We start from the raw sequence: 22,245 nt of genomic DNA on the forward strand, positions 1-22,245 counted from the left end.
GGATCGGGGCGGATCCTGAGAGATGGCTGGCAATATCTCGGGGCCGTTACTCTCGGCGACGATCGCTCTGCGCTATGCGATATTCGGCGGTCATTGGGATCCGGAAGGCCATCGTCCATTGCGGAGTGTGCAGGAGTCGCGACGCAAAGCGTCATGGATGGCATTTCGAGATCATTTCAGCGACCGGCGGAAACGTACCGTGATCGAATTGGCGCACAATGGAGTGCGACGCGCTGTGAGGAGCCCGAAACAGCAAGACGCCCCGGTGCCGTACGGCCCGGGGCGTGAATGCTGTGTGGAGGATTGATTCAAGCGGTGGGAGCGCCGACCCGAAGGCCACCACGACGCTTGACTGCGCGTCGCTCGTCTTCGCTCATCCCGCCCCATACGCCGGCGTCCTGTCCAGACTCGAGTGCCCACGAGAGGCATTCCTCGGTCACCGGGCACCGCCGGCACACGGCCTTGGCCTGCTCGACCTGCAGGAGCGCCGGCCCACTCGTCCCGATCGGGAAGAACAGCTCGGGGTCCTCGTCGCGGCAGATCGCATCGTGACGCCAGTCCATGGCGGCAAACTCCTTGTTTCGGATGGGGTAATGAAAACAGTGCTGTTTACCTATATGCGAGCGCAGTGGTTGGCGACGGCTTGTACCCGTACGCTCACCGATGCGTCAGCAAGCTTTTCTGTTCGGTGCTGTTTGGCGCTTCTGGATTAGGAACGCGCACAAGCCGCAACCGGTTACTTCTTATCGCTTGTGAATGCTTTCACGAACTCACGCGTTGTCAAGGGTAGCGCTGGAAGTTTCTCCCGGCGGGTGAGCTGGCTCACGCACCCATATGTCCGGTTCCATCGCTCGTGCCGGAGCCGGTTGACGAACGCTCCCATCAATGTAGTACGGTCCCGGCCACTTCGCAGACCTTTTGCCCGTGTTTCTGTAACGGATCGTGAGCACCTGTCCGGAACACGTACCCCGCAGTCAGCAGATCACACGTAGCGCAGACGGGACGGACACGAAGTGCACTTTCTGTCGTTCCCCTAGGTAGTCGCCGTCCAGCTGGAATGCCTGGGGCCGGGACGCAACCACGGTGAACTCGGTGACGTCATGACGACGTAACACCTGTTTACCTCGCGGATCGGTCGCACGCCACGCGAGCTGTGTCACGGTCCGCGCGCTGCTCGGGACCGTCAGCCTCCGCAACGCCAGCACATCGAGTCCGAGTTCGAACGACGCGTCCGGATTCAAATGGACAGGGCGGTCGCCAACGTACGTCCAGGGCGCGGTGTTCTGCACGATCACCGTGCCGAGCTCCGTGTCCGGGGTCTCACCCGGCCACTCCAGAGTCAGCGGCGGATTCTTCCGGTCCGAACCTCTGAGGAACTGGCTGACCGTGGAACGCATGTAGAGCGCCGGCGTCGACGTGCGGCCGCGCATTCGCGCCTGCTCCACCCGCCGGATCGTCGCCGCGTCCCAGCCGAGGCCCGCTGTGAACGTGAAGTAGCGGTCGTCGGCCCGGCCCAGCCCGACCACCCGGTGCCGGCCGTCGCGTAGGCCGTCGAGGACCACACTCGTACCGTCCGCCCAGTCGCGGGGCATGCCGAGTGCGCGGGCGAAGACGTTCGTCGAACCGCCCGGCACCACGGCCAGCGCCGGAAGCCGGCCGGCGATCGGGCCGGGAAGATCGGCGAGCGCGGCCGGCGCGGTCAGCAGACCGTTCACCGCCTCGTTCACGGTGCCGTCGCCACCGAGGGTGACCACCAGGTCGACGCCGCTCTCCGCCGCGTCGCGGGCCAGTTTCGTGGCGTGACCGCGCCGTTCCGTGTAGCGCACCGTCAAGTCCACGGCACTGCGCAGCGCCCGGACCAGCACGTCCCGGCTGCGTTCGCTCGTCGTCGTCGCCCGGGGGTTGACCACCAGCAACGCTCGCATGCGCGGCACTGTACCCGCCGGGCAGCCCGAAGACTGTCGGTATGGTGCACCAGTGACCGGTGAGAATCCCGTGAGTACCAGCGCCGCCACCCTCGACTGGGGGGTCCGGCTGCTCTACCTGCAGGGCGCCGGGCTGAGCGCGCTGACCGCGTACCTCATCGTCCTCGATCTGACCCGCGACGACGTCGTCGTCGCGGTCGCCGCCTCGCTGACCGTGATGTGTGCTCTCGCCGCGGTCTCGGTCCTCCTGATCGCGCGCGCCCTCGGGCGGCGTTCCGTCCGGGCCCGCGGACCGGCCGTCGTGGTGCAGCTGTTCCTGCTGGCCACCGGGGGATTCCTGCTCCAGTACGGGACGGTCTGGATGGGGGTCGCAGCGCTGATCCTGGGCGCGCTGACCGCTGCGCTGATCCTGGTTCCACCAAGCAGCCGAGCGTTGGGTGTCGATTAACGGGGCTCCGCGAGCGGATCAGGGCCTAACCTGTACGGGTGACCGGATCAACGGTACGCCCGCCCGCGTATCAGCAGCTCGCGGACGAGTTGCGCGCGGAGATCACGTCCGGCCGGCTGCAACCCGGCGAGCGACTCCCACCCGAACCCGAACTGTGCGTGAAGATCGGCGTCAGCCGCAGCACCGTACGTGAGGCGCTGCGCCTGCTCGCCAGTCAGCACCTCATCGTGACGACCCGTGGTGTCACCGGCGGCAGCTTCGTCGCCCACCCGGACGCCGAGCAGCTCGCGGACGGCCTCTCCACCGGATTTGCGCTGCTCACGCATTCCGCGGCAATCGGACTTGCCGATCTGCTGGAGCTGCGGCGCGCCCTGGAGGTACCGGCCGCCGGGCTGGCCGCCGTCCGCCGGGCCGACAGTCACCTCGCCGAACTGCGGGGCGCACTCTTCGACCCCGACATCGACGACTTCGAAACGATGCTGGCCGCCCACTCGGAGTTCCACCGGGGAGTCGCCAAGGCCACCGGCAACCCACTTTTCGAACTGGTGGGCCGCCCGATCTACCAGGTCACCTATGGCGAGGAGGTGATCGGTGCGCTGCCCGAGGGTTATTGGACCCGGATTGACAGCGACCACCGGGCCATCCTCGACTGCCTGACAGCACAGGACGCCGAGGGCGCCACCAGAGCAGCAGCAACCCACCTCGACTACATAGCAAAAACCCTGCGCTGACCCCCGAACCGGCCACCCGCCGAACCACGGCCAACCCGCAGAAGGCCGCCGGCGCAAGGCCCGGGGAAAGCCCAGGCGCCCCACCCATTCCCGGTGGTTCCGCGAGGGCGAGTCACGTGACGATGCGTAGAACGCCGCTGGTCACAAGGTTGGAAAAGCCCCGCGCCGCGCCCGGGTCAGAACTCGGTGCGCCGGGTCAGCAGGCGAATCGTGGCGTGCCGGCCGTTGGCCTCGGCGGCGGCGCTCGTGGTGAGGGCCGTCAGCACCTTCCAGGCGAAGGACGACTCCGACGGGAGCTGGGCGCCGCGGACCGTGGCGACGGTCACCTCGACGGTGAGTGCGTCGTCGGTGACGGCGAAGCGGCATTCGAGTTCGGCGTTGCGGGTGGCGATGGCCAGGAGCATGGCGCAGGCCTCATCGACGGCGATGCGCAGGTCCTCGATCTCGTCGAGGGCGAAGTGCAGGCGGGCGGCGAGGCCCGCGGTGGCTGTCCGGAGGACGCCGAGATAGCCGCCGTCGGCGGGAACCGTCAGCAGTACGACGTCGTCTCCGACGTCCGGCTCCGTGTCCGTCATCTGAGTCATCCGAGCCCTCCTCCCGATGGAGAGACTGTAGCGGCTGAAGGACGCTACGGGATCACCCGGTGACCGCCTGTTCTTTCCGTGCGGGTGATCCGGTGGCGCGGACGTCGGTGGGCCGGCACGCGTAAGGAGCGGGCCGGCCACCGGTTGACCGTCACGGTCAGGCCTGCTTGGTCTCCCAGAAGATCTTGGAGATCTCCTCGATCTTGCCGAGGAGCTGCTCGGCGATCGCCGGGTCGACCGAGCCCTTGGCACCGGCGGCGCCGGCGAGCTTGGTGGCCTCGTTGAAGAGCTGGTGCAGGTTCGGGTACTTCTCGAAGTGCGGGGCCTTGAAGTAGTCGGTCCACAGGACCCACAGGTGGTGCTTGACCAGCTCGGCGCGCTGCTCCTTGATGAGGATCGCACGGGTGCGGAACTCGGGGTCGGTGTTCCCCTGGTACTTCTCGGCGATCGCCTTGATCGACTCGGCCTCGATCCGGGCCTGGGCCGGGTCGTAGACGCCGCACGGCAGGTCGCAGTGGGCGCTGACCACAGTGCGCGGGGTGAGGAAACGCGGAAGTCGCATCAGGACTCCTCCATAGAGTTTGCGATGATCCGAGGTTGACACTACCCCTTACGCCCATGGGGTAACGCGACGGAGGCTTGATGCCTTGAGGTGGCAATTACCACTGTTCGCCGTGCTCGTACGGGGACCCTCCATGGTCCCGGCACTGCGCGCGGGGGACGCCCTGATCGTCCGGCGCGGCGCGCGCGTACGCCCTGGTGACATCGTGGTCGCCGAGTTCCGGTCCCGGCCCGGTCTGCTCGTCGTCAAACGGGCCGTCGCGGAGCGCGACGGGGGGTGGTGGCTGCTCGGCGACAACGAATTCGTGGAGGACGATTCCCGTGCTCACGGCGTCGCCGATGTTCTCGGGCGTGTGATATTTCGGTACTACCCGAGACCGTTCCGGTTAAGTTAGTGTCCTCTGATCCCCAGCGCACACCCGCGCTGGAGGTGGTTGTACCGGGTGATCCCCGCATCGCACCGCGGTTCCGGCGCATACTCGCGACCGGAATTCCGCCAGGTGCCACGTATCAATGTCGATGCAGTGTGGAGTTTCACCGTGTCTTTCTTCAGTTTCGAGCTCGATCCCGCCCTCGCCGCCGATCCCGTTTTCGACCTGCACCGCCGGGGCAAGATGACGATGAGCGCGACCGTCCCGCTGGCCAGTCGTGACGACCTCTCGCTGGCCTACACCCCGGGTGTCGCCCGGGTCTGCGAGGCGATCGCCGAGGACGAGGGGCTCTACTCCGACTACACCTGGGTCTCGAACACGGTCGCCGTGGTCACCGACGGATCCGCCGTCCTCGGCCTCGGCAACATCGGCCCCAAGGCCGCCATGCCGGTCATGGAGGGCAAGTCGGTCCTCTTCAAGCAGTTCGGTGGCGTGGACTCGATCCCGATCGTCCTGGACACCCAGGACGTCGAGGGCATCATCGCCACGGTCAAGGCGATGGCACCGTCGTTCGGCGGCATCAACCTGGAGGACATCAGCGCCCCGCGCTGTTTCGAGATCGAGCGCCGCCTCGACGCCGAGCTCGACATCCCGGTCTTCCACGACGACCAGCACGGCACGGCCGTCGTCACGCTCGCGGCCCTGCGTAACGCCGCGAAGCTGCTCGGCCGTTCCTTCGGCGACCTGCGCGTGGTGATCAGCGGAGCCGGTGCGGCCGGCGTCGCGATCACGAACACCCTGATCGCGGCCGGTGTCGAGGGCGCCAACATGATCGTCGTCGACTCGCGCGGCATCATCCACGGCGAGCGCACCGATCTCAGCGGGATGAAGGCGGAGATCGCTGCCGCCACCAACGTCTCCGGGCGTACCGGCGGGATCGCGGAGGCGCTGATCGGCGCCGACGTGCTCGTCGGTGTCTCCGGCGGCAGCATCCCGGAGGAGGCGCTGGCCGGCATGGCTCCGGGCGCGATCATCTTCGCGCTGGCCAACCCCACACCCGAGGTCCACCCGACCGTCGCGCACCGGTACGCGGCGATCGTCGCGACCGGCCGCAGCGACTTCCCCAACCAGATCAACAACGTCCTGGCGTTCCCCGGCATCTTCCGCGGGGCGCTCGACGTGCGGGCGAGCACGATCACCGACCGGATGAAGGTGGCGGCGGCCGACGCGATCGCGGCGATCGTCTCCGACGACCTCCGGCCGGAGGCCATCGTGCCGTCACCGCTGGACCCGCGGGTCGCTCCGGCGGTCGCTGCCGCCGTTGCCGCCGCGGCCATCGAGGACGGGGTCGCCGGTCGCGTGGCCGCTCCGGCGCCCGCGGCCGAGCCTCAGCCCGTCTGAGCGATCGACGGCGGTCACGCCGCTCGTGCCTTGCCGGTGCGGGCGGCGTGGTCCGCGACGACGAACTCGGTCCCCGCGGTCGAGGGCAATGTGACACCCCCGGCGCCCGTGCCGGTCCGGGTGCGATCCGGTCCCGCGGGCGAGGCAACGTGTGACTGCCGTGACGCATTAACGGTCGATAAGGTCGGATGATGCGTGCTGCCTTTGCTTCCGCCATCGACCCGTCGGAGCCGCTCAGCGGTCTGACCGTCGGTGAACTGCCGCTCACCGTCCCGGACGGCTGGGTACCCGTAGACGTGCGGGCCGCCTCCCTCAACCACCACGACATCTGGTCGCTGCGCGGTGTCGGGCTCCCGGCCGACCGCCTGCCGATGATCCTCGGCTGCGACGCCGCCGGGGTGGACCCCGACGGCAACGAGGTCGTCGTCTACCCGGTGGTCGAGGACAAGGCCGACCCACGGGGCTTCTCGCTCTTCTCCGAGCGGCACCCGGGCACCCTCGCCGAGCGCCTGGCCGCACCGCGGGAGAACCTGATCCCCAAACCGGCCGGGGTGTCGTTCGCCGAGGCGGCCTGCCTGCCGACGGCCTGGCTCACCGCGTACCACATGCTCGTCACCCGCGGCCGGGTCTCGGAGGCCGGCTCGGTGCTGGTCCAGGGCGCCGGCGGTGGCGTCTCCACGGCGGCGGTCGCGATCGCCGCGGCGCTCGGCAAGAGGGTGTACGCGACGAGCCGCGACCCCGGGAAGCGGGAACGGATCGCCGGGCTGGGTGCCACCGCGGTGGCACCGGGCGCACGGCTGCCCGAGCGCGTCGACCTGGTGATCGAGTCGGTCGGCGCGGCCACCTTCGACCATTCGATGAAGTGCTCGGCTCCCGGCGCCCGGATCGTGGTCTGCGGCGCGACCGCCGGCCATCGCGCCGAGGTGGACCTGCGCCGGGTCTTCGCGATGCAACTGGAGATCCTGGGCAGCAGCATGGGCACTCCGGACGAGCTCGCTGCCCTGCTCGAGCTGGTGGCGTCGGGCAAGGTGCGGCCGCTGATCGACTCGACGTACCGGCTGGCGGCGGCCGGCGAGGCGTTCGCCCGCCTGGCCGGTGGCGAGATCTTCGGCAAGATCGTGATCGAGCCCTAGAGGCTGCAGGCCGGGCCGGCAGCCCTAGAGGGTGCCGGTCAGGCCGGCGCTCCGGGACATCCGCTGCTTCGCTGCCTGGTCGCCGCGCAGGGCCCAGAGCCAGAAGTCCGTGGTGGTGGCGGCCACCACGGCCGGTTCGTCACGATGCGGCAGGTGGCCGCCGTCCGGGATCTCCAGGAAAGCCTTCGGCCAGGGCACTTCGTTGTACGCGCCGTACGCCTGCTCGTAGGTGACCGTCTCGTCCTGCTTGCCCTGCACGAACAGCAGCGGCGCGGGAGTTCCCGTGAACGGTGCGGGCTGCGCCGTCTGCCGGCCGGCGATCAGCAGCCCGGCTCTGAGCCGTTCGTCCCGGCTGCCGGTGAGCAGGCCGACCGTGGTGATCGCGCCGGCCGAGTGCCCGGCGGCGGCGACCCGCTGCGGATCGACGACGCCGTCCAGGGCGGTCAGCAGTCCGGTGATCACGGACTGGGCGTCGGCGGGCTGGTTGACGACGTCATCAGCGTTGAAGGCGGTTGCCCCGTACCAGGTGTGCGGGTATTTGGGGGCGGCCACCACGAAGCCGGCCCCCGCCCAGGCGGCCAGCAGATCGGCGTAGTCGTCGGGCTGTGAGGTCAGGCCGTGGCTGAAATAGATCAGCGGATGCGGGCCTGGGCCGGCCGGCAGCCACACCTTCGTCGGCAGCGGCCGGTCGCCGCCCCGGTTGAAGTCGAGCTCCCGGGTCGACGCGCCCGCCGCGGAGGAGGCGGAGACGGCCGGAGAACCGGGGGAGGCACCGGACGGCGAGGGGGCCGGACCGGGTGCGGCCGTGCAGGCGCTCAGGCCGGCGGCAGCGAACAGGGTGAGGAAACGACGGCGCAACACCCGGGCCATTGTGCCGTCCGAAGATCAGAAAGACCTGGTAAAGAGGGGTATCGGACATCACACCGGGTTCCGCCGATCAGGTGCCGCGCTTCGCCAACCTTGAAACGTTTGGTTAGGGTCGTGCCCATGTCCGATAACCAGGTCGACCCCAGCGGCAATACCGAGGCGTTCCGGGCGTTCACCCGCACCACGCCCGACAAGGAGTCGTCGTCGAAGCTCCCGTTCGTCATCGGCGGGGTGGTCGCGCTCGTGGTGATCGCCCTGATCGTGTGGCTAGCCCTCTGATCCGATCGCTTTCCGGGCCTCCGACGCGATCTCCAGCTCCTCCTCGGTCGGCACCACGCACACCGCGATCGGCGACCCGTCGGGTGAGATGACCGTGGCGTTGCGTTCGTTGCGCTCCTGGTCGACCGTGATACCGAGCGGTTCCAGCCCGGCGAGCGTGTTCGCGCGGACCAGCCGCGAGTTCTCCCCGACCCCGCCGGTGAAGGTGATCGCGTCCACCCGGCCCAGGACGGCCAGGTACGACCCGGTGTACTCGCGGATCCGTCGGCAGTAGACGTCGAACGCGAGCGTGGCGTCCGGATCACCGGCCGCGTACCGCTCCTGCACCGACCGCAGATCGTTGTCGCCGGCCAGCCCGAGCAGACCGGAGCGCCGGGTGAGCAGCTCCTCGATCTCGTCGATCGGCAGCCCCGCCACCCGGTGCAGGTGGAAGATCAGGCTCGGGTCGATGTCACCCGACCGGGTACCCATCACCAGACCGGGCAGCGGCGTCATACCCATCGAGGTCGCGACGCTGCGGCCGCCGCGTACCGCCGTGGCGCTCGCCCCGTTGCCGAGGTGCAAAGTGATCACGTTCGTGTCGACGACGGGCTTGCCGAGCACCCGGGCGGTCTCCCGGGAGACGTAGGCGTGCGACGTCCCGTGGAACCCGTACCGCCGGAGTCCCCATTTGGCGGCCACGTCCCGGTCGACGGCCCAGAGCGCGCCCTCGGGCGGGATGGTCGAGTGGAACGCGGTGTCGAAGACGGCTACCTGCGGTACTTCCGGCAGGAGGTCGCGGGCCACCCGCAGCCCGGTCAGCGCGGCCGGGTTGTGCAGCGGGGCGAGCGGGATCAGCTCCTCGATGGTGGCCAGCACCTCGTCGTCGACCACCGTCGACGTGGTGAACCGGTCGCCGCCGTGCACCACCCGGTGGCCGATGGCGACCAGGCCGGACAGGTCGAGGTCGTCCATCAGCCGGCGCAGCGCCGCGGCGTGGTCGGCCGCGTCGCCGCCGGGTTCGCCGATCCGCTGGATCAAACCCTTGGCCAGCACCTCCGCGCCGTCGAAGAGCCGGTACCGCAGCGACGACGAGCCACTGTTGAGCACGAGTACCCGGGTCATCTCGCTCCCGCCTGGATCGCCGTGATGGCGACCGTGTTCACGATGTCCTTGACCGTCGCGCCGCGCGACAGGTCGTTGACCGGCGCCCGCAGGGCCTGCATGACCGGGCCGACCGCGACCGCGTTCGCCGACCGCTGGACGGCCTTGTACGTGTTGTTGCCGGTGTTGAGGTCGGGGAACACGAAGACGGTGGCCTTGCCCGCGACCGTACTGCCGGGCAGCTTGGCGGCGGCGACCGCCGGGTCGACAGCCGCGTCGTACTGGATCGGGCCCTCCACCGGCAGGTCCGGCCGGCGTTGCCGCACCAGTGCGGTGGCGGCGGCGACCTTGTCCACGTCGGCGCCCGAGCCTGAGCTACCGGTGGAGTACGACAGCATCGCCACCCGCGGCTCGATGCCGAACGCGGCCGCGGTCTGTGCCGAGGAGAGCGCGATGTCGGCGAGCTGGGCGGCGTCCGGGTCGGGGTTGACCGCACAGTCGCCGTAGACCAGCACCCGGTCGGCGAGCAGCATGAAGAACACACTGGACGCGACCGACACCCCCGGCACCGTCTTGATGATCTCGAAGGCGGGCCGGATCGTCGCGGCCGTGGTGTGCGTCGCGCCGGAGACCATGCCGTCGGCCAGCCCGCCGGCGACCATCAGGGTGCCGAAGTAGTTCACGTCGCGGACCACGTCGAACGCCAGGTCCAGGGTCACGCCGCGGTGCTTGCGGATCTCCGCGTACCTGATGGCGAACTTCTCCCGCCACTCGCTGGCGGCCGGGTCCACCAGGTGCGCACCGCCGATCTCCACGCCGATCTCCCGGGCCCGCCGGTTGATCTCCGACGGGTCGCCCAGCAGGGTCAGGTCGGCCACCCCGCGGCGCAGCAGCGTCTCGGTGGCCCGCAGGATCCGCTCCTCGGTGCCTTCGGGCAGCACCAGGTGACGCCGGTCGGCGCGGGCCCGGTCGATCAGGTCGTTCTCGAACATCAGCGGGGTGACCCGGCTGGACCGGGTCACGTCGAGCAGCCGGGACAACTCGGCGGTGTCGACGTTCTCCTCGAAGACGCCGAGCGCCGCCTCGACCTTGCGGGGTGTGCTCAGCTGCGCCTGTATCCGGTCGGCGGCGGCGATCGTGTGGTAGCTGTCGGTCTTGGTGACCAGCATGGCGAGGCCGGTGTTGAGTCGTTCGATCACCCGGACGGCACGCTCGTCGGCGGGTTCGCCGAGGGTCAGCACCAGTCCGGCCAGGGTGACGTTGCCGGCGGCGTGTGCCGCGCTCGCGGCCACCAGCAGATCGGCCCGGTCGCCCGCGGTGATCAGCAGGGCCCCGTCGGTCAGGGCGCCGAGCACGGTCGGCACCTGTCCGGCGCCGACGATGTAGTCGAGCACGTCCCGTTCCAGCGCGCCCGCCGAGCCGGCCAGCACCGTGGCGTCCAGCGCGGCGGCCACCTCACCCACCGTCGGCGCGGCGATCGCCGCGACCTCCGGCACGGCCCAGAACGGCACCGGCAGCCCTTCGGGCACACCGGGGGAGACTCCTTGCGGCACGCGGTTCGCGATCACGGCGGCGACCGTCGCCCCGAGGTCCACCAGCGAGTGGTACGCGCTCCGCGCGGCCGCCGCCAGCGACTCCGCGGACCGCCCCTCGCCGCTGACCACCGGCACCACGACACTGCCGAACTCGGTCGCGAGCCGGGCGTTGAAGGCCAGCTCCCGGGGCAGCTCCTCGCGGCCCTCCTCGGGTTTGTCGGTGAAGTCGCTGCCGATCACCACGACCGCGCTGCTGCGCCTCTCGACCTCGCGGTACCGCTCGACGATGCGTCCGATGAGCTCCTCGCGCCGGCCGTCGGCCACCAGGGCGGACGCCTCGGCCACCGTCACACCGAACGAGTCCTCGACCCCGACCGGGCCGGGATAGCGCTCGCGCAGGACGGTGAGCAGCGGATCCTGCCCGGATCCGGCGATCAGCGGCCGGAAGACGGCCACTTTCGCGACCTGACGGGAGAGCAACTCGACGATGCCGAGCGCGATGGTTCCCTTGCCGACGGACGGGGCCAAGCCCGCGACGTACACACTGCGTGCCACGCCTTCAACCTACCGGCCCGCAGCCGTCCGGGCCGGGCCGAAGGTCCCGACTCCCGAACCCCGGCCGTCACATACCGCTGTCTCAGCCGCGCTGAGACAGCGGTAGTGCCCGGCTGGGTTATTCGTCGTCCTCGTCGTCGCGGGCCAGCCAGGTGGCGAACCGCTCGATCGGGGTCTCGAACTCGGGGTTCATGTCGACGAAGGTGCGCAGCTGCTCGCCGATCCACTCCAGGGTCACGGTCTCCTCGCCGCGCCGCTGGACCAGTTCCTCGATGCCGCGATCGGTGAAGTACATGTCTGGATGGTAAGAGGGGCCGCTCCGGATCCCGGAGCGGCCCCTCTCGCGTCAGTCAGACGGTCACGGACGCGGCAACGCGGCCTCGACCAGGGCCGACTGCTCGGCCTCGTGCAGCTTGGCCGAGCCGACCGCCGGAGCGGCGGCGGACGGGCGGGAGATCCGGCGCAGCCGGACACCCTCCAGGTGCTCCAGCAGGTTGAGGGCCACGAACGACCAGGCACCCTGGTTGGCCGGCTCCTCCTGCACCCAGGCGAAGTCCTCGGCGTTCGGGTACTTGGCGAGCTCCGACTTCAGCTCCTCGACCGGGAGCGGGTAGATCTGCTCCATCCGGACGATCGCGGTGTCGGTGATGCCACGTTCGGCCCGCGCCTGGAACAGGTCGTAGTAGACCTTGCCGGAGCAGAACAGCACCCGCTTGACCGACGCGCCCTCGAGCGGCTGCCCGTTGACCCCGGCGTCGCCGAGCACCGGCTGGAAGACGCCCTGGGTGAAGTCGTTCACCCCGGAGACCGCCAGCTTGTGGCGCAGCAGCGACTTCGGCGAGAGGACGACCAGCGGCTTGCGCTTCGGCGACAGGGCCTGGCGGCGCAGCAGGTGGAAGTAGTTCGCCGGGGTGGTCGGGTTCGCGACCCGCATGTTGTCCTGCGCGCAGAGCTGGAGGAACCGCTCGGGACGGCCGGACGAGTGGTCCGGGCCCTGGCCCTCCATGCCGTGCGGGAGCAGCAGCACCAGCGACGACTGCTGGCCCCACTTCACCTCGCCGGAGGACAGGAACTCGTCCACGATCGACTGGGCGCCGTTGACGAAGTCACCGAACTGGGCCTCCCAGAGGACCAGCGCGTCCCGGTTCTCCACCGAGTAGCCGTACTCGAAGCCCATCGCGGCGTACTCGCTGAGCAGCGAGTCGTGCACGAAGAACCGGGCGCTGCCGGTGGCCATCGAGCTGAGCGGCAGGAAGTCCTTGCCGGTCTTCGAGTCGACGATCGCCGCATGCCGTGAGGTGAACGTGCCACGACGCGAGTCCTGGCCGGCCAGCCGGACGGTGACGCCCTGGTTGAGCAGCGAGCCGAACGCGATCAGCTCACCGAAGCCCCAGTCGATGCCACCGTCGGTGGACATCTTGGCCCGCCGGTCGAGCAGCTGCTGGACCCGCTTGTGCGGGGTGAAGCCCTCGGGCAACTCGATGTGCGCCTGACCGACGGCCCGGAGCACGGCCGGGTCGATCGCCGACTCCACCTCGGGCTCGGGCTCCTCGGCGATGATGTGCGAGCGCGGCGGCGTGCCGCCCGCGTCCCGGGTGGCCTTGAAGACCTCCTCGAGGCGGCCCTGGTAGTCGCGCAGCTGCTCCTCGGCCTCCTGCACGGTGATGTCACCGCGGCCGATGAGCTCCTCGGTGTAGAGCTTCCGCACGCTGCGCTTGGTGTCGATGATCTGGTACATGCGCGGGTTGGTCATCGACGGGTCGTCGCCCTCGTTGTGACCGCGGCGGCGGTAGCAGATCATGTCGATCACGACGTCCTTGTTGAACGTCTGCCGGTACTCGAAGGCCAGCTTCGCGACCCGGACCACGGCCTCGGGGTCGTCACCGTTCACGTGGAAGATCGGCGCCTCGACCATCCGGGCCACGTCGGTGGAGTACATCGAGGACCGGCTGTACTCCGGGGCGGTGGTGAAGCCGACCTGGTTGTTCACGATCACGTGGACCGTGCCGCCGGTGCGGTAACCACGCAGCTGCGACAGGTTCAGCGTCTCGGCGACCACGCCCTGGCCGGCGAACGCGGCGTCGCCGTGCACCAGTACCGGGAGCACGGTGTAGCCGTGCAGGCCCAGGTCGAGACGGTCCTGCTTGGCCCGGACGATGCCCTCCAGGACCGGGTCGACGGCCTCCAGGTGGGACGGGTTGGCCACCACGCTGACGGTCGTCGAGAACTCGCCGTCCGGCGTCGTGTACTTCCCGGTCTGGCCGAGGTGGTACTTCACGTCGCCGGAGCCGTGCGCGGTCTTCGGGTCCATCTGACCCTCGAACTCGTTGAAGATCTTCTCGTACGGCTTGCCGACGATGTTGGTGAGCACGTTCAGCCGGCCACGGTGGGCCATGCCGATCACCATCTCGTCCAGGCCCGCCTCGGCGGAGGACTGGAGCACCGCGTCGAGCAGCGGGATCAGCGACTCGCCACCCTCCAGCGAGAAGCGCTTCTGGCCGACGTATTTGGTCTGCAGGAAGGTCTCGAAGGCCTCGCCCGCGTTCAGCCGGTGCAGGATGTGCTTCTGCTCGTCGGCGTCCGGCTTCGTGTACTTGACCTCGATGCGCTCCTGGACCCAGCGGCGCTCCTCGGGGTCCTGGATGTGCATGTACTCGATGCCGATCCGGCGGCAGTAGCTGTCCCGCAGGACGCCGAGCACGTCCCGGAGCTTCATCTTCTCCTTGCCGGCGAAGCCGCCGACCGGGAAGGTGCGGTCCAGGTCCCACAGGGTCAGGCCGTGCTGGAGTACGTCCAGGTCGGGGTGCTTGCGGATGGTGAACTCGAGCGGGTCGGTGTCGGCCATCAGGTGACCGCGCACCCGGTAGGCGTGGATCAGCTCGACGACCCGGGCCGCCTTGTCGATCTGGCCCTCGGAGGTGCGGGCCACGTCGCGCACCCAGCGGACCGGCTCGTACGGGATCCGCAGCGACGTGAAGATCTCGTCGTAGAAGCCGTGCTGGCCGAGCAGCAGCTCGTGCATCACCTTGAGGAACTCGCCCGACTGGGCACCCTGGATGACCCGGTGGTCGTAGGTGCTCGTCAGCGTAGTGACCTTGCTCACGCCGTGCTCGGCGAGCGTCTCGTCGCTCATCCCGGAGTAGGGCGCGGGGTACTCCATGGCGCCGACGCCGATGATCGCGCTCTGCCCGTTCATCAGACGCGGGATGGAGTGGACCGTACCGATGCCGCCGGGGTTGGTCAGCGAGATCGTGGTCCCGGAGTAGTCGTCCATGGTCAGCTCGTTGCGGCGGGCGCGCCGGACGACGTCCTCGTACGCCTGCCAGAAGCCGCGGAAGTCGAGCGTCTCGCAGTTCTTGATGGACGGGACCACCAGGGTGCGGGAGCCGTCCTTCTTGGCGAGGTCGATCGCGATGCCCAGGTTGATGTGCTCCGGCTGGACCAGCGCGGGCTTGCCGTCGATCTCGGCGTAGGAGTTGTTCATCTCCGGGTGCGCCGCGACCGCGCGGACCAGCGCCCACCCGATCAGGTGGGTGAAGCTCACCTTGCCGCCGCGACCGCGGGACAGGTGATTGTTGATCACGATGCGGTTGTCCACCATCAGCTTGGCCGGGACTGCGCGCACCGAGGTGGCGGTGGGGACCTCCAGCGAGGTCTGCATGTTCTGCACGATCTTGGCGGCAACGCCGCGCAGCGTCGTGGTCTTGGCGCCGGCCGGGGCGGAGGTGGTCGCGGCGGGCTTGGGCGCTGCCGCGGGCTTGGCCGGGGCGGGCTTCGCCGCCGGGGCCGGGGCCGGGGTCACCGGCTTGACGGGCGCCACCTTCGCGGCGGCCGGGGCGTCCGTGCCCGCCTTGGCCGCGGTCGCGGTGGCGGTGGCCGCCGTCGCCTCGTCCGGGGTCGCGATCGAGCCCTGTGACGTCGCCGGTTTGTAGTCGGCGAAGAAATCGTGCCAGGCAGGGTCGACACTGGTCGGGTCGGCCAGGTATCGCTGGTACATCTCATCGACGATCCACTCGTTGGGACCGAAATCCGCGAGTGGATTGTCCTGCGAAGTCTGCTGCGTCGACACTGCCGCGTTCGCCTCTTTCACCGTTTTGTCATCACGTGACCGCATGTGTCACGCGGGACGGGTAGGATTCGGTGTCCAGGCTACGCCGTGCGCAGGCGCTGTCGGTGCGGACGTCCGCTCTGTGGCCAATCAGACCCGGGAGCAGCCGGGACCAAGCCGTGCACGACCTGAGGTCATGCACGGCTGGCGGACCCGGCTGACGAGCCCGTCAGGCGGTCGACCCCGTCAGGCGATGTCCCGCCGTTTGGTGATCAGGGTGCCGATCACCGCGGTCACCGCGGCGTAACCGAACAGGATCAGGCCGCCGACCCACCGCGGCGGGTCGTCGTCCAGCTGCGGCCCGGTGATCAGCAGATCCGAGGCGAGCGTCGGTACGAGTACGCGGAGCTGCATGAACGGCTCCCAGACGTACTGGCTGAGGGCGAAGAAGACCAGCGTGAGCACCTGGGTGCCGATGACGTAGAGCACCGACAGCGTGATCACGGTGCCGATCTGGCTGCGGATCAGCACGCCCGCCCCGACCCCGACCAGCGACCAGAGGGCGAAGGCCACCCCGTTGAGCCCGATCGCTTGCCAGACGAATGACTCGTCCAGGTACGACGGCTGGTTCAGGTTGGTGAGCGCGAGCGGGGCGGCGGCCAGGTTGAGCGCGGTGGTGATCAGCCAGACGCTCACCGCGATGCCGACCGCGACGATCATCTTGGCCACGATGACCCGTTCCCGCCGCGGGGTCGTCAGGAACGTCGACGTCGCGGTCAGGTGGAAGAACTCGCCGGTCACCATGATCGCGCCGAGCAGTACCACGAGCAGGACGCCGGCCGACTGCCCGCTGGTGTAGAGCCCGGAGACCACCGTCTCCGTGCTGCCGAACCCGGCCAGCTCCCCGTCGACGCCACCCTCGACACCCAGGGTCACGTTCGCGGCCAGCCAGTTGTAGCCCAGCGCGAGGCCCCAGAGCGGCAGCAGCACGACCGCGAAGATCCACCACAGCGAGGTGGTGAAGAGTTTCAGCAGCTCGGCACGGATGAGGTTCATCGGGCGCCCGCCTTTCCGGCCGTGAGGTCGAGGAACGCCCGTTCCAGGTCGACGCCCTCCCCGGTCAGCTCGTGCAGCTCGATGCCGGAGGAGAAGGCGAGGTGTCCCACCCGGGCCGCGTCGGCGCCGGTGATCCGCAGGGTGCCGTCCGCCTCGGGAGTGACCTCGAGCTGCGCGTCACGCAGCGTGGCGGCGAACTGATCGGCCTGCGGCGTGCGAACCCGCACCCGGGCCATCCCGGCGGTCGCGCCGAGCACCTCGGCGACCGGTCCCTGCCGGATCAGGCGACCGGCCGCGATGATCACCACGTCGTCGGCCAGCTGTTGCATCTCGCCCAGCAGGTGGCTGGAGACCAGGACCGTGCGGCCCTCGGCGGCGAGCGCCCTGAGCAGGTCGCGCATCCACCGGATGCCCTCCGGGTCGAGCCCGTTGGTCGGCTCGTCGAGGATCAGCACGCGCGGGTCGCCGAGCATGGCCGCAGCGATGCCGAGCCGCTGCTTCATGCCGAGTGAGTAGCCCTTGAACTTGCGGGTCCCCACGGTGTTCAGCCCGACCATGGTGAGCACCTCGTCGGCGCGCTGGTCGGGCAGACCGGCCGCGCGGCAGATGACCCGCAGGTGGTTGCGGGCACTGCGGCCACGGTGCGCGCTGGACGCCTCCAGGATCGCGCCGACCTGCCGGATCGGATCGGGCATGTCGGTGTACCGCACGCCGCCGATGGTGGCGGTACCGGAGGTCGGCGTCACCAGGCCGAGGATCATCCGCAGGGCGGTGGTCTTGCCGGCCCCGTTGGGACCGAGGAAACCGGTGACACGGCCGGCATTGACCGTGAAGGAGAGATCGTCGACCGCCCGCACCTTGGCGTACTGCTTGGTGAGGTGTTCGACGCTGATCTCCGCGTAGCTGGGCCGGCTCACGTAGCGGCTCCTCCCCGTCTGCTCGACGTGATCAAGCTACTGGACCAGCGCCAGCCAGGTGGCCCGAGCGCGTGCCAGTCTCCGGCCGTCCGGTCCGTACACCGCGGAGTCGACCGTCGCTTTCCGGCCGTGCACCCCGGAAAGCGCGCCGACCACCACACACTCCGACCCGGGGGCGGGGAGTTCGCCGACCGTCGCGGCGATCCGGCCCAGCACGAAGGCCCGGCCCGAGTCCCCGATCGCGGTCCAGCCGCCGGGACAGTCCAGTGCCGCCCACATGGTCTCCGCCGACACCCCGTCCGGGACGGTCCACGGCGCCGCCGTCCGGTCGCCGGGCAGCGGGCCCGGGAAGATCCGCAGGCCGTCGCCGGGTGCCCGGTCCGGCCCGCACACGTAGCAGGTCGGGAACGGGTGGCCGGTGAGACCCGGATAGCCCTTCGCGGCCACGGCGGCCTCGGCGAGCGGGACCGGCGGCACGTCCCCGCCCGCCTCCTCGACGACGACGACCTCGGCGATCAGGGCCGCGCCGGCCCACACCACGCCGTCACGGACCTCGAGGGAGGTTTCCAGGGGCGGCGGCACCCGCAGGGTCACCTGGACGGGCGGGCCACCGATCCGGGCGCCGGCCGCGGTGGCGAAGACGCCCGCGCACCAGCCGCCGTTGCCGGTGCCGGGCGGGCCGTTGAAACGAGCCGGGATTCGCATGCCCGAACCTTCGCACACGCCGTTCATCAACCGGTCACGCATCGCCACCTGAAGCGACACGCCATCGGCGTTTGTCAGCCTTACACAGATCACATGGCTGTTCTCATGACTGCCGCCGCACCCACCGGGACCAGCGGCTACTCGCTTCTCCTCGCCGACGGACCCGGTCTGGTCGAGGCCGCGCAGCGACTGCGCCACGACGTCTTCGCCGGAGAACTCGGCGCTCGGCTCAACGGTGCCCCCGAAGGCGTCGACGCCGACGAGTTCGACGCGTACTGCGACCACCTCATCGTTCGCGACGACGCGACCGGTGACGTGGTCGGCACCTACCGGATGCTGCCGCCGCGCGCCGCCGAACTGGCCGGCCGCCGCTATGCCGACTCCGAGTTCGACCTGAGCGCCCTCCGGCCGCTGCGTGACCACCTGGTCGAGATCGGCCGCTCCTGCGTGCACCCGGACCACCGTTCCGGTGCCGTGGTCAACCTGATGTGGGCCGGCATCGCCCGCTATCTGCATCTCAACAACCTGCGCTGGCTCGGTGGCTGCGCGTCGGTGCCGCTCGACGACGGCGGAGCCATGGCCGCCGGGGTGCGCGCCCGGGTGAACGCCAAGCATCTGTCCCCGCCGGCGCTGCGGGTCAGGCCGCGCCGGCCGTGGACTCCGGCCAAGGGCGTCGAGGCGAACCCGAAGGTGCTTCCGCCGCCGCTGCTCCGCGGATACCTGCGGCTCGGCAGCTGGGTGTGCGGTGAGCCGGCCTACGACCCGGACTTCGACTGCGCCGACTTCTACGTGCTGTTCTCGATGGACCGGCTGGACCCCCGGTACCGCCGGCACTTTTTGGGTGCGACGCGATGACAGCGGCCATCGGCGGCACGCTGTGGCATCCGGCCTCGGCGTGCGGTGACCGGTGCCGGGACGGCAGCGGTCACCGCAGCGATCCGGTCACCGCGTTCGTGCGGGTGTGGAGCCTGGTCGCCGTACTCGCGATCGGTCTTCCCCTCGCGGCGCTGGCACGTGGCAGCGCGCTGCGGACGCTGGCCCGGGCGATCCTCGCGGTTCTCGGGGTCCGGACGGTGTGGCGCGGACCGGCGCCGCGCCCCGGCAGTCTGCTGGTCGCCAACCACGTCTCCTGGCTGGACGCGATCGCCCTGGCCGCGGCCCAGCCGGTGCGGATGGTGGCCAAGCACGACGTCCGGGCCTGGCCCGGCATCGGCGCCACCGCGGCGCGGGCCGGCACGATCTTCATCGACCGGACGCGTCCGCGGGCGCTGCCGGGGACGGTGGCCGAGGTCGCCGACGCGCTGCGGTCCGGGCATTCGGTCACCCTCTTTCCGGAGGGTACGACGTACTGCGGTGCCGAGCAGGGGCGCTTCCGGGCCGCTGTGTTCCAGGCGGCGATCGACGCGGGTGCCCCGGTGGTGCCGATCTCGGTCGGCTACGACTCGGCCGAGGCCGCGTTCGTGGGCGCGGACACACTCGGCGGATCGGTGCTGCGGATCGCCCGGATCCGCCGGACCACACTGACCCTGGTCGCGGCTCCGGCGCTGCGGCCCGACCCCGGCGCGGACCGGCGTGCCCTGGCGCGGGCCGCGCAGGCCAGCCTGGCGGGCGGGGGCTATCACCTCGCCGCATGACCATCGGGTGGCTCACAGATAATTTTCAGCGAGTGTGCAGGCGCGGTGCAGCAGCCGGGGAAAGAATGGCCCCATGGCTACCCAGACCCAGCCCAAGCAGAGTGAGGCGAAGCTGCTCGTCGTCGAGGACGACGCCAACATCCTCGAGCTGCTCTCCGCCAGCCTCCGCTTCGCCGGGTTCGAGGTGACCACCGCAACCAGCGGCAGCGCAGCCGTGAGCTCGGCCCGCAACTCCACACCGGATCTCGTGGTCCTCGACGTCATGCTGCCCGACCTGGACGGCTTCGAGGTGATCCGCCTGATGCGCGAGGGTGGCCAGCGGACCCCCGTGGTGTTCCTCACCGCCCGCGACGGCACCGACGACAAGATCCGCGGGCTGACCCTGGGTGGCGACGACTACGTGACCAAGCCGTTCAGCCTGGAGGAGCTCACCGCCCGAATCCGGGCGGTGCTGCGCCGCACCAACGCCGGTGACGAGCAGCCCTCCCGGCTGGTGTTCGCCGATCTCGAGCTGGACGAGGAGACGCACGAGGTCTACCGCGCGGGTTCCCGGGTGCAGCTGTCCCCGACCGAGTTCAAGCTTCTGCGCTACCTGATGCTCAACGCCAACCGGGTGCTCTCCAAGGCGCAGATCCTCGACCACGTGTGGAAGTACGACTTTCGTGGTGACGACAACATCGTCGAGTCGTACATCTCCTACCTGCGACGCAAGGTCGACAACGTGCAGCCCCGGCTCATCCACACCCTGCGGGGCGTGGGCTACGTTCTTCGCAAGCCAGCCGTCTAGGCCCGGTGGTGACACTGCCCGAGCCAGGCCCGGTCGTGACACTCCCCGAGCGGGTCCGGCACCGGATCGCTCGTAACGCGGGGCTGCGCCGGATCTCGCTCCAGACGAAGCTGGTCGCCTCCGTCCTCGTCCTGGTCTTCGCGGCCCTGACCCTGATCAGCGCGGCGAGCACCTATTTCCTCAGCGACTACATGGTCTCGCGGATGGACACCCAGCTGCGGGACATGGTCGAGAACGCCGAGAAGAACCCGGCCAGCTTCCATTACCAGGCCAACTTCATGCCGCCCGACTATCTGGTCGCCTTCACCGCGGTCAGTGGCGGTGGCGAGGGCCGGGTCGGTACCGGCGTCGCCACCGACGACATCCCGAAGCTGCTGACCGGTGTACAGGACATCGAGAAGTACGCCGACAAGCCGTACACGGTCAAGGGCCAGAACGGTAAGTACATGTGGCGCATGCTGGTGGTCGTCCTGAAGACGGACGGCACGGTCATGCACGTCGGCCAGCGGATGACCGGGGTGGACGACGTGATCGCCCGGCTCGTCCTGGTGGACGTGCTGGTCGGCGTCGGCGTGCTGATCACCCTGGCGACCGTCGGTGCGGCCCTGGTGCGGCAGAGCCTCATCCCGCTGCTCCAGGTCGAGCGCACCGCGGCGGCGATCGCGGCCGGTGACCTCACCCGCCGGGTGCCCGACCCGGAGGAGTCCGGCGGCCACCCGACCACCGAGCTGGGCCGGCTCTCCGAGGCGCTGAACGCGATGCTCGCCCAGATCGAGGCGGCCTTCCAGGCTCGCGCCGACTCCGAGACCGCGGCCCGGCATGCGGCCGACGCGGCCCAGCTCTCCGAGTCGCGCGCGCTGGAGTCGGAGGCCCGGGCGCTGGAGTCGGAGGGAAAGATGCGGCAGTTCGTCGCGGACGCCTCCCACGAACTGCGTACCCCGCTGACGACCATCCGGGGGTTCGCCGAGCTGTACCGGCAGGGTGCCGTCTCCGATCCGGAACAGGTGGCCCAGCTGGTCCGGCGGATCGAGGACGAGGCGGCCCGGATGGGTCTGCTCGTCGAGGACCTGCTGCTGCTGGCCCGGCTGGACCGGGAACGGCCGCTCACCCTGGCTCCGGTGGAGCTGCCGGTGCTGGCCCTGGACGCGGTCGAGGCGGCTCAGGCGACGGCGCCGGAGCGGGACATCAGCCTCGAGATACGCGACTCGGCGGAACTGCTCGTGGCGTACGGCGACGACGCCCGGCTGCGCCAGGTGATCGGTAACCTCATGACGAACGCTCTGGTGCACACACCCGCCGACGCGGCGGTGACGCTGCGGCTCTACGCCGGCGAGGGCGATCAGGCCGTGGTCGAGGTGTCCGACACCGGTCCGGGGCTGAGCCCGGGGCAGACCGACCGGGTCTTCGAACGCTTCTACCGGGTGGACGAGGCCCGTACCCGGCGGACCGATCGGGAGGCCACCAGTACCGGTCTGGGGCTGGCGATCGTGGCCGCCATCGTGCGTGCGCACGAAGGTTCCGTGCAGGTGATCTCGGAACCGGGCCGAGGCGCCACCTTCCGCGTGTCGTTGCCTACCATAAATCCGGATAAAGGGTTCACAGAAAACGTCCAGGAGTAACACAGT

Annotated in this window: 22 protein-coding genes; 10 read left to right on the top strand and 12 right to left on the bottom strand. The window is 69.9% G+C overall.

Features of this window, described 5'->3' with window-relative positions; genetic code table 11:
* Positions 1-308 precede the first annotated feature (308 nt).
* The gene (locus AB0G04_RS03250) at positions 309-563 is read right to left on the bottom strand and encodes a WhiB family transcriptional regulator (RefSeq protein WP_093619131.1); all 255 of its coding nucleotides are present in this window, start codon (positions 561-563) and stop codon (positions 309-311) included.
* A gap of 411 nt (positions 564-974) precedes the next feature.
* On the bottom strand, positions 975-1,925 hold the full coding sequence (locus AB0G04_RS03255) for a diacylglycerol kinase family protein (RefSeq protein ID WP_360975480.1): 951 nt from the start codon (positions 1,923-1,925) through the stop codon (positions 975-977).
* A 70-nt stretch (positions 1,926-1,995) separates the two neighbouring features.
* Here AB0G04_RS03255 and AB0G04_RS03260 point away from each other — a divergent pair, with 70 nt between their 5' ends.
* Entirely contained in the window at positions 1,996-2,373 is a 378-nt protein-coding gene (locus tag AB0G04_RS03260) for a hypothetical protein (RefSeq protein WP_360975483.1), read from the top strand.
* A 38-nt stretch (positions 2,374-2,411) separates the two neighbouring features.
* The gene (locus AB0G04_RS03265) at positions 2,412-3,104 is read left to right on the top strand and encodes a FadR/GntR family transcriptional regulator (RefSeq protein WP_360975486.1); all 693 of its coding nucleotides are present in this window, start codon (positions 2,412-2,414) and stop codon (positions 3,102-3,104) included.
* A gap of 176 nt (positions 3,105-3,280) precedes the next feature.
* Here the strand turns inward: AB0G04_RS03265 and AB0G04_RS03270 are convergent, their stop codons facing one another.
* Positions 3,281-3,688 (bottom strand): ATP-binding protein, encoded by a 408-nt coding sequence (locus tag AB0G04_RS03270; RefSeq protein WP_360975489.1) that lies wholly within the window; start codon positions 3,686-3,688, stop codon positions 3,281-3,283.
* Positions 3,689-3,845: 157 nt separating this feature from the next.
* Positions 3,846-4,250, bottom strand: coding sequence for a superoxide dismutase, Ni (gene sodN / locus AB0G04_RS03275; protein ID WP_360975492.1), 405 nt, complete (start codon positions 4,248-4,250; stop codon positions 3,846-3,848).
* A gap of 85 nt (positions 4,251-4,335) precedes the next feature.
* On the opposite strand from sodN, the gene AB0G04_RS03280 reads away from it, so the two are divergent.
* The 3 genes from AB0G04_RS03280 to AB0G04_RS03290 all read left to right on the top strand — a co-directional run bounded on the left by AB0G04_RS03280 (position 4,336) and on the right by AB0G04_RS03290 (position 7,154).
* A complete protein-coding gene (locus tag AB0G04_RS03280; protein ID WP_360975495.1) occupies positions 4,336-4,644 on the top strand; it encodes a S24 family peptidase in 309 nt (102 codons plus the stop codon).
* 219 nt (positions 4,645-4,863) lie between these two features.
* A complete protein-coding gene (locus AB0G04_RS03285; protein WP_360976245.1) occupies positions 4,864-6,021 on the top strand; it encodes an NADP-dependent malic enzyme in 1,158 nt (385 codons plus the stop codon).
* A gap of 191 nt (positions 6,022-6,212) precedes the next feature.
* Positions 6,213-7,154 carry a zinc-binding dehydrogenase gene (locus tag AB0G04_RS03290; protein WP_360975498.1) on the top strand — a complete coding sequence of 314 codons (942 nt, stop codon included), beginning with the start codon at positions 6,213-6,215 and terminating at the stop codon, positions 7,152-7,154.
* A 24-nt stretch (positions 7,155-7,178) separates the two neighbouring features.
* Here the strand turns inward: AB0G04_RS03290 and AB0G04_RS03295 are convergent, their stop codons facing one another.
* Positions 7,179-8,024 carry an alpha/beta fold hydrolase gene (locus AB0G04_RS03295; RefSeq protein WP_360975501.1) on the bottom strand — a complete coding sequence of 282 codons (846 nt, stop codon included), beginning with the start codon at positions 8,022-8,024 and terminating at the stop codon, positions 7,179-7,181.
* Between the two features lie 117 nt (positions 8,025-8,141).
* Between AB0G04_RS03295 and AB0G04_RS03300 the strand changes: the two genes are divergently transcribed.
* Positions 8,142-8,300, top strand: a complete 159-nt coding sequence (locus tag AB0G04_RS03300) for a hypothetical protein (RefSeq protein ID WP_360975504.1) — start codon at positions 8,142-8,144, stop codon at positions 8,298-8,300.
* On the opposite strand, the gene AB0G04_RS03305 is transcribed toward AB0G04_RS03300, so the two are convergent.
* From AB0G04_RS03305 to AB0G04_RS03335, 7 genes are all read right to left on the bottom strand, one after another.
* Positions 8,289-9,404: an acetate kinase gene (locus AB0G04_RS03305; RefSeq protein WP_360975507.1), complete on the bottom strand. Its 1,116-nt coding sequence runs from the start codon at positions 9,402-9,404 to the stop codon at positions 8,289-8,291. The genes AB0G04_RS03300 and AB0G04_RS03305 overlap by 12 nt on opposite strands.
* The gene (gene pta, locus AB0G04_RS03310; RefSeq protein WP_360975510.1) at positions 9,401-11,473 is read right to left on the bottom strand and encodes a phosphate acetyltransferase; all 2,073 of its coding nucleotides are present in this window, start codon (positions 11,471-11,473) and stop codon (positions 9,401-9,403) included. The genes AB0G04_RS03305 and pta overlap by 4 nt, the downstream gene beginning before the upstream one ends.
* Before the next feature lie 118 nt (positions 11,474-11,591).
* Positions 11,592-11,768 carry a DUF6104 family protein gene (locus tag AB0G04_RS03315; RefSeq protein ID WP_170153761.1) on the bottom strand — a complete coding sequence of 59 codons (177 nt, stop codon included), beginning with the start codon at positions 11,766-11,768 and terminating at the stop codon, positions 11,592-11,594.
* Positions 11,769-11,831: 63 nt separating this feature from the next.
* The gene (locus AB0G04_RS03320; protein WP_360976249.1) at positions 11,832-15,542 is read right to left on the bottom strand and encodes a multifunctional oxoglutarate decarboxylase/oxoglutarate dehydrogenase thiamine pyrophosphate-binding subunit/dihydrolipoyllysine-residue succinyltransferase subunit; all 3,711 of its coding nucleotides are present in this window, start codon (positions 15,540-15,542) and stop codon (positions 11,832-11,834) included.
* 225 nt (positions 15,543-15,767) lie between these two features.
* Positions 15,768-16,577, bottom strand: a complete 810-nt coding sequence (locus AB0G04_RS03325; protein ID WP_360975514.1) for an ABC transporter permease — start codon at positions 16,575-16,577, stop codon at positions 15,768-15,770.
* Entirely contained in the window at positions 16,574-17,470 is an 897-nt protein-coding gene (locus AB0G04_RS03330; RefSeq protein ID WP_360976252.1) for an ABC transporter ATP-binding protein, read from the bottom strand. Before AB0G04_RS03330 ends, AB0G04_RS03325 begins: the two co-directional genes overlap by 4 nt.
* 60 nt (positions 17,471-17,530) lie before the next feature.
* Positions 17,531-18,199, bottom strand: coding sequence for a hypothetical protein (locus AB0G04_RS03335; protein WP_360975517.1), 669 nt, complete (start codon positions 18,197-18,199; stop codon positions 17,531-17,533).
* Positions 18,200-18,292: 93 nt separating this feature from the next.
* Between AB0G04_RS03335 and AB0G04_RS03340 the strand changes: the two genes are divergently transcribed.
* The 4 genes from AB0G04_RS03340 to AB0G04_RS03355 all read left to right on the top strand — a co-directional run bounded on the left by AB0G04_RS03340 (position 18,293) and on the right by AB0G04_RS03355 (position 22,239).
* Positions 18,293-19,054: a GNAT family N-acyltransferase gene (locus AB0G04_RS03340; protein ID WP_360975520.1), complete on the top strand. Its 762-nt coding sequence runs from the start codon at positions 18,293-18,295 to the stop codon at positions 19,052-19,054.
* The gene (locus AB0G04_RS03345) at positions 19,051-19,833 is read left to right on the top strand and encodes a lysophospholipid acyltransferase family protein (RefSeq protein ID WP_360975523.1); all 783 of its coding nucleotides are present in this window, start codon (positions 19,051-19,053) and stop codon (positions 19,831-19,833) included. Before AB0G04_RS03340 ends, AB0G04_RS03345 begins: the two co-directional genes overlap by 4 nt.
* A 73-nt stretch (positions 19,834-19,906) precedes the next feature.
* Positions 19,907-20,620 (top strand): response regulator transcription factor, encoded by a 714-nt coding sequence (locus AB0G04_RS03350; protein WP_106316166.1) that lies wholly within the window; start codon positions 19,907-19,909, stop codon positions 20,618-20,620.
* Positions 20,621-20,655: 35 nt separating this feature from the next.
* Positions 20,656-22,239, top strand: a complete 1,584-nt coding sequence (locus AB0G04_RS03355) for an ATP-binding protein (RefSeq protein WP_360975526.1) — start codon at positions 20,656-20,658, stop codon at positions 22,237-22,239.
* Positions 22,240-22,245: the final 6 nt, after the last annotated feature.

This window comes from Actinoplanes sp. NPDC023801, from assembly GCF_040639655.1.
Taxonomy (GTDB): domain Bacteria; phylum Actinomycetota; class Actinomycetes; order Mycobacteriales; family Micromonosporaceae; genus Actinoplanes.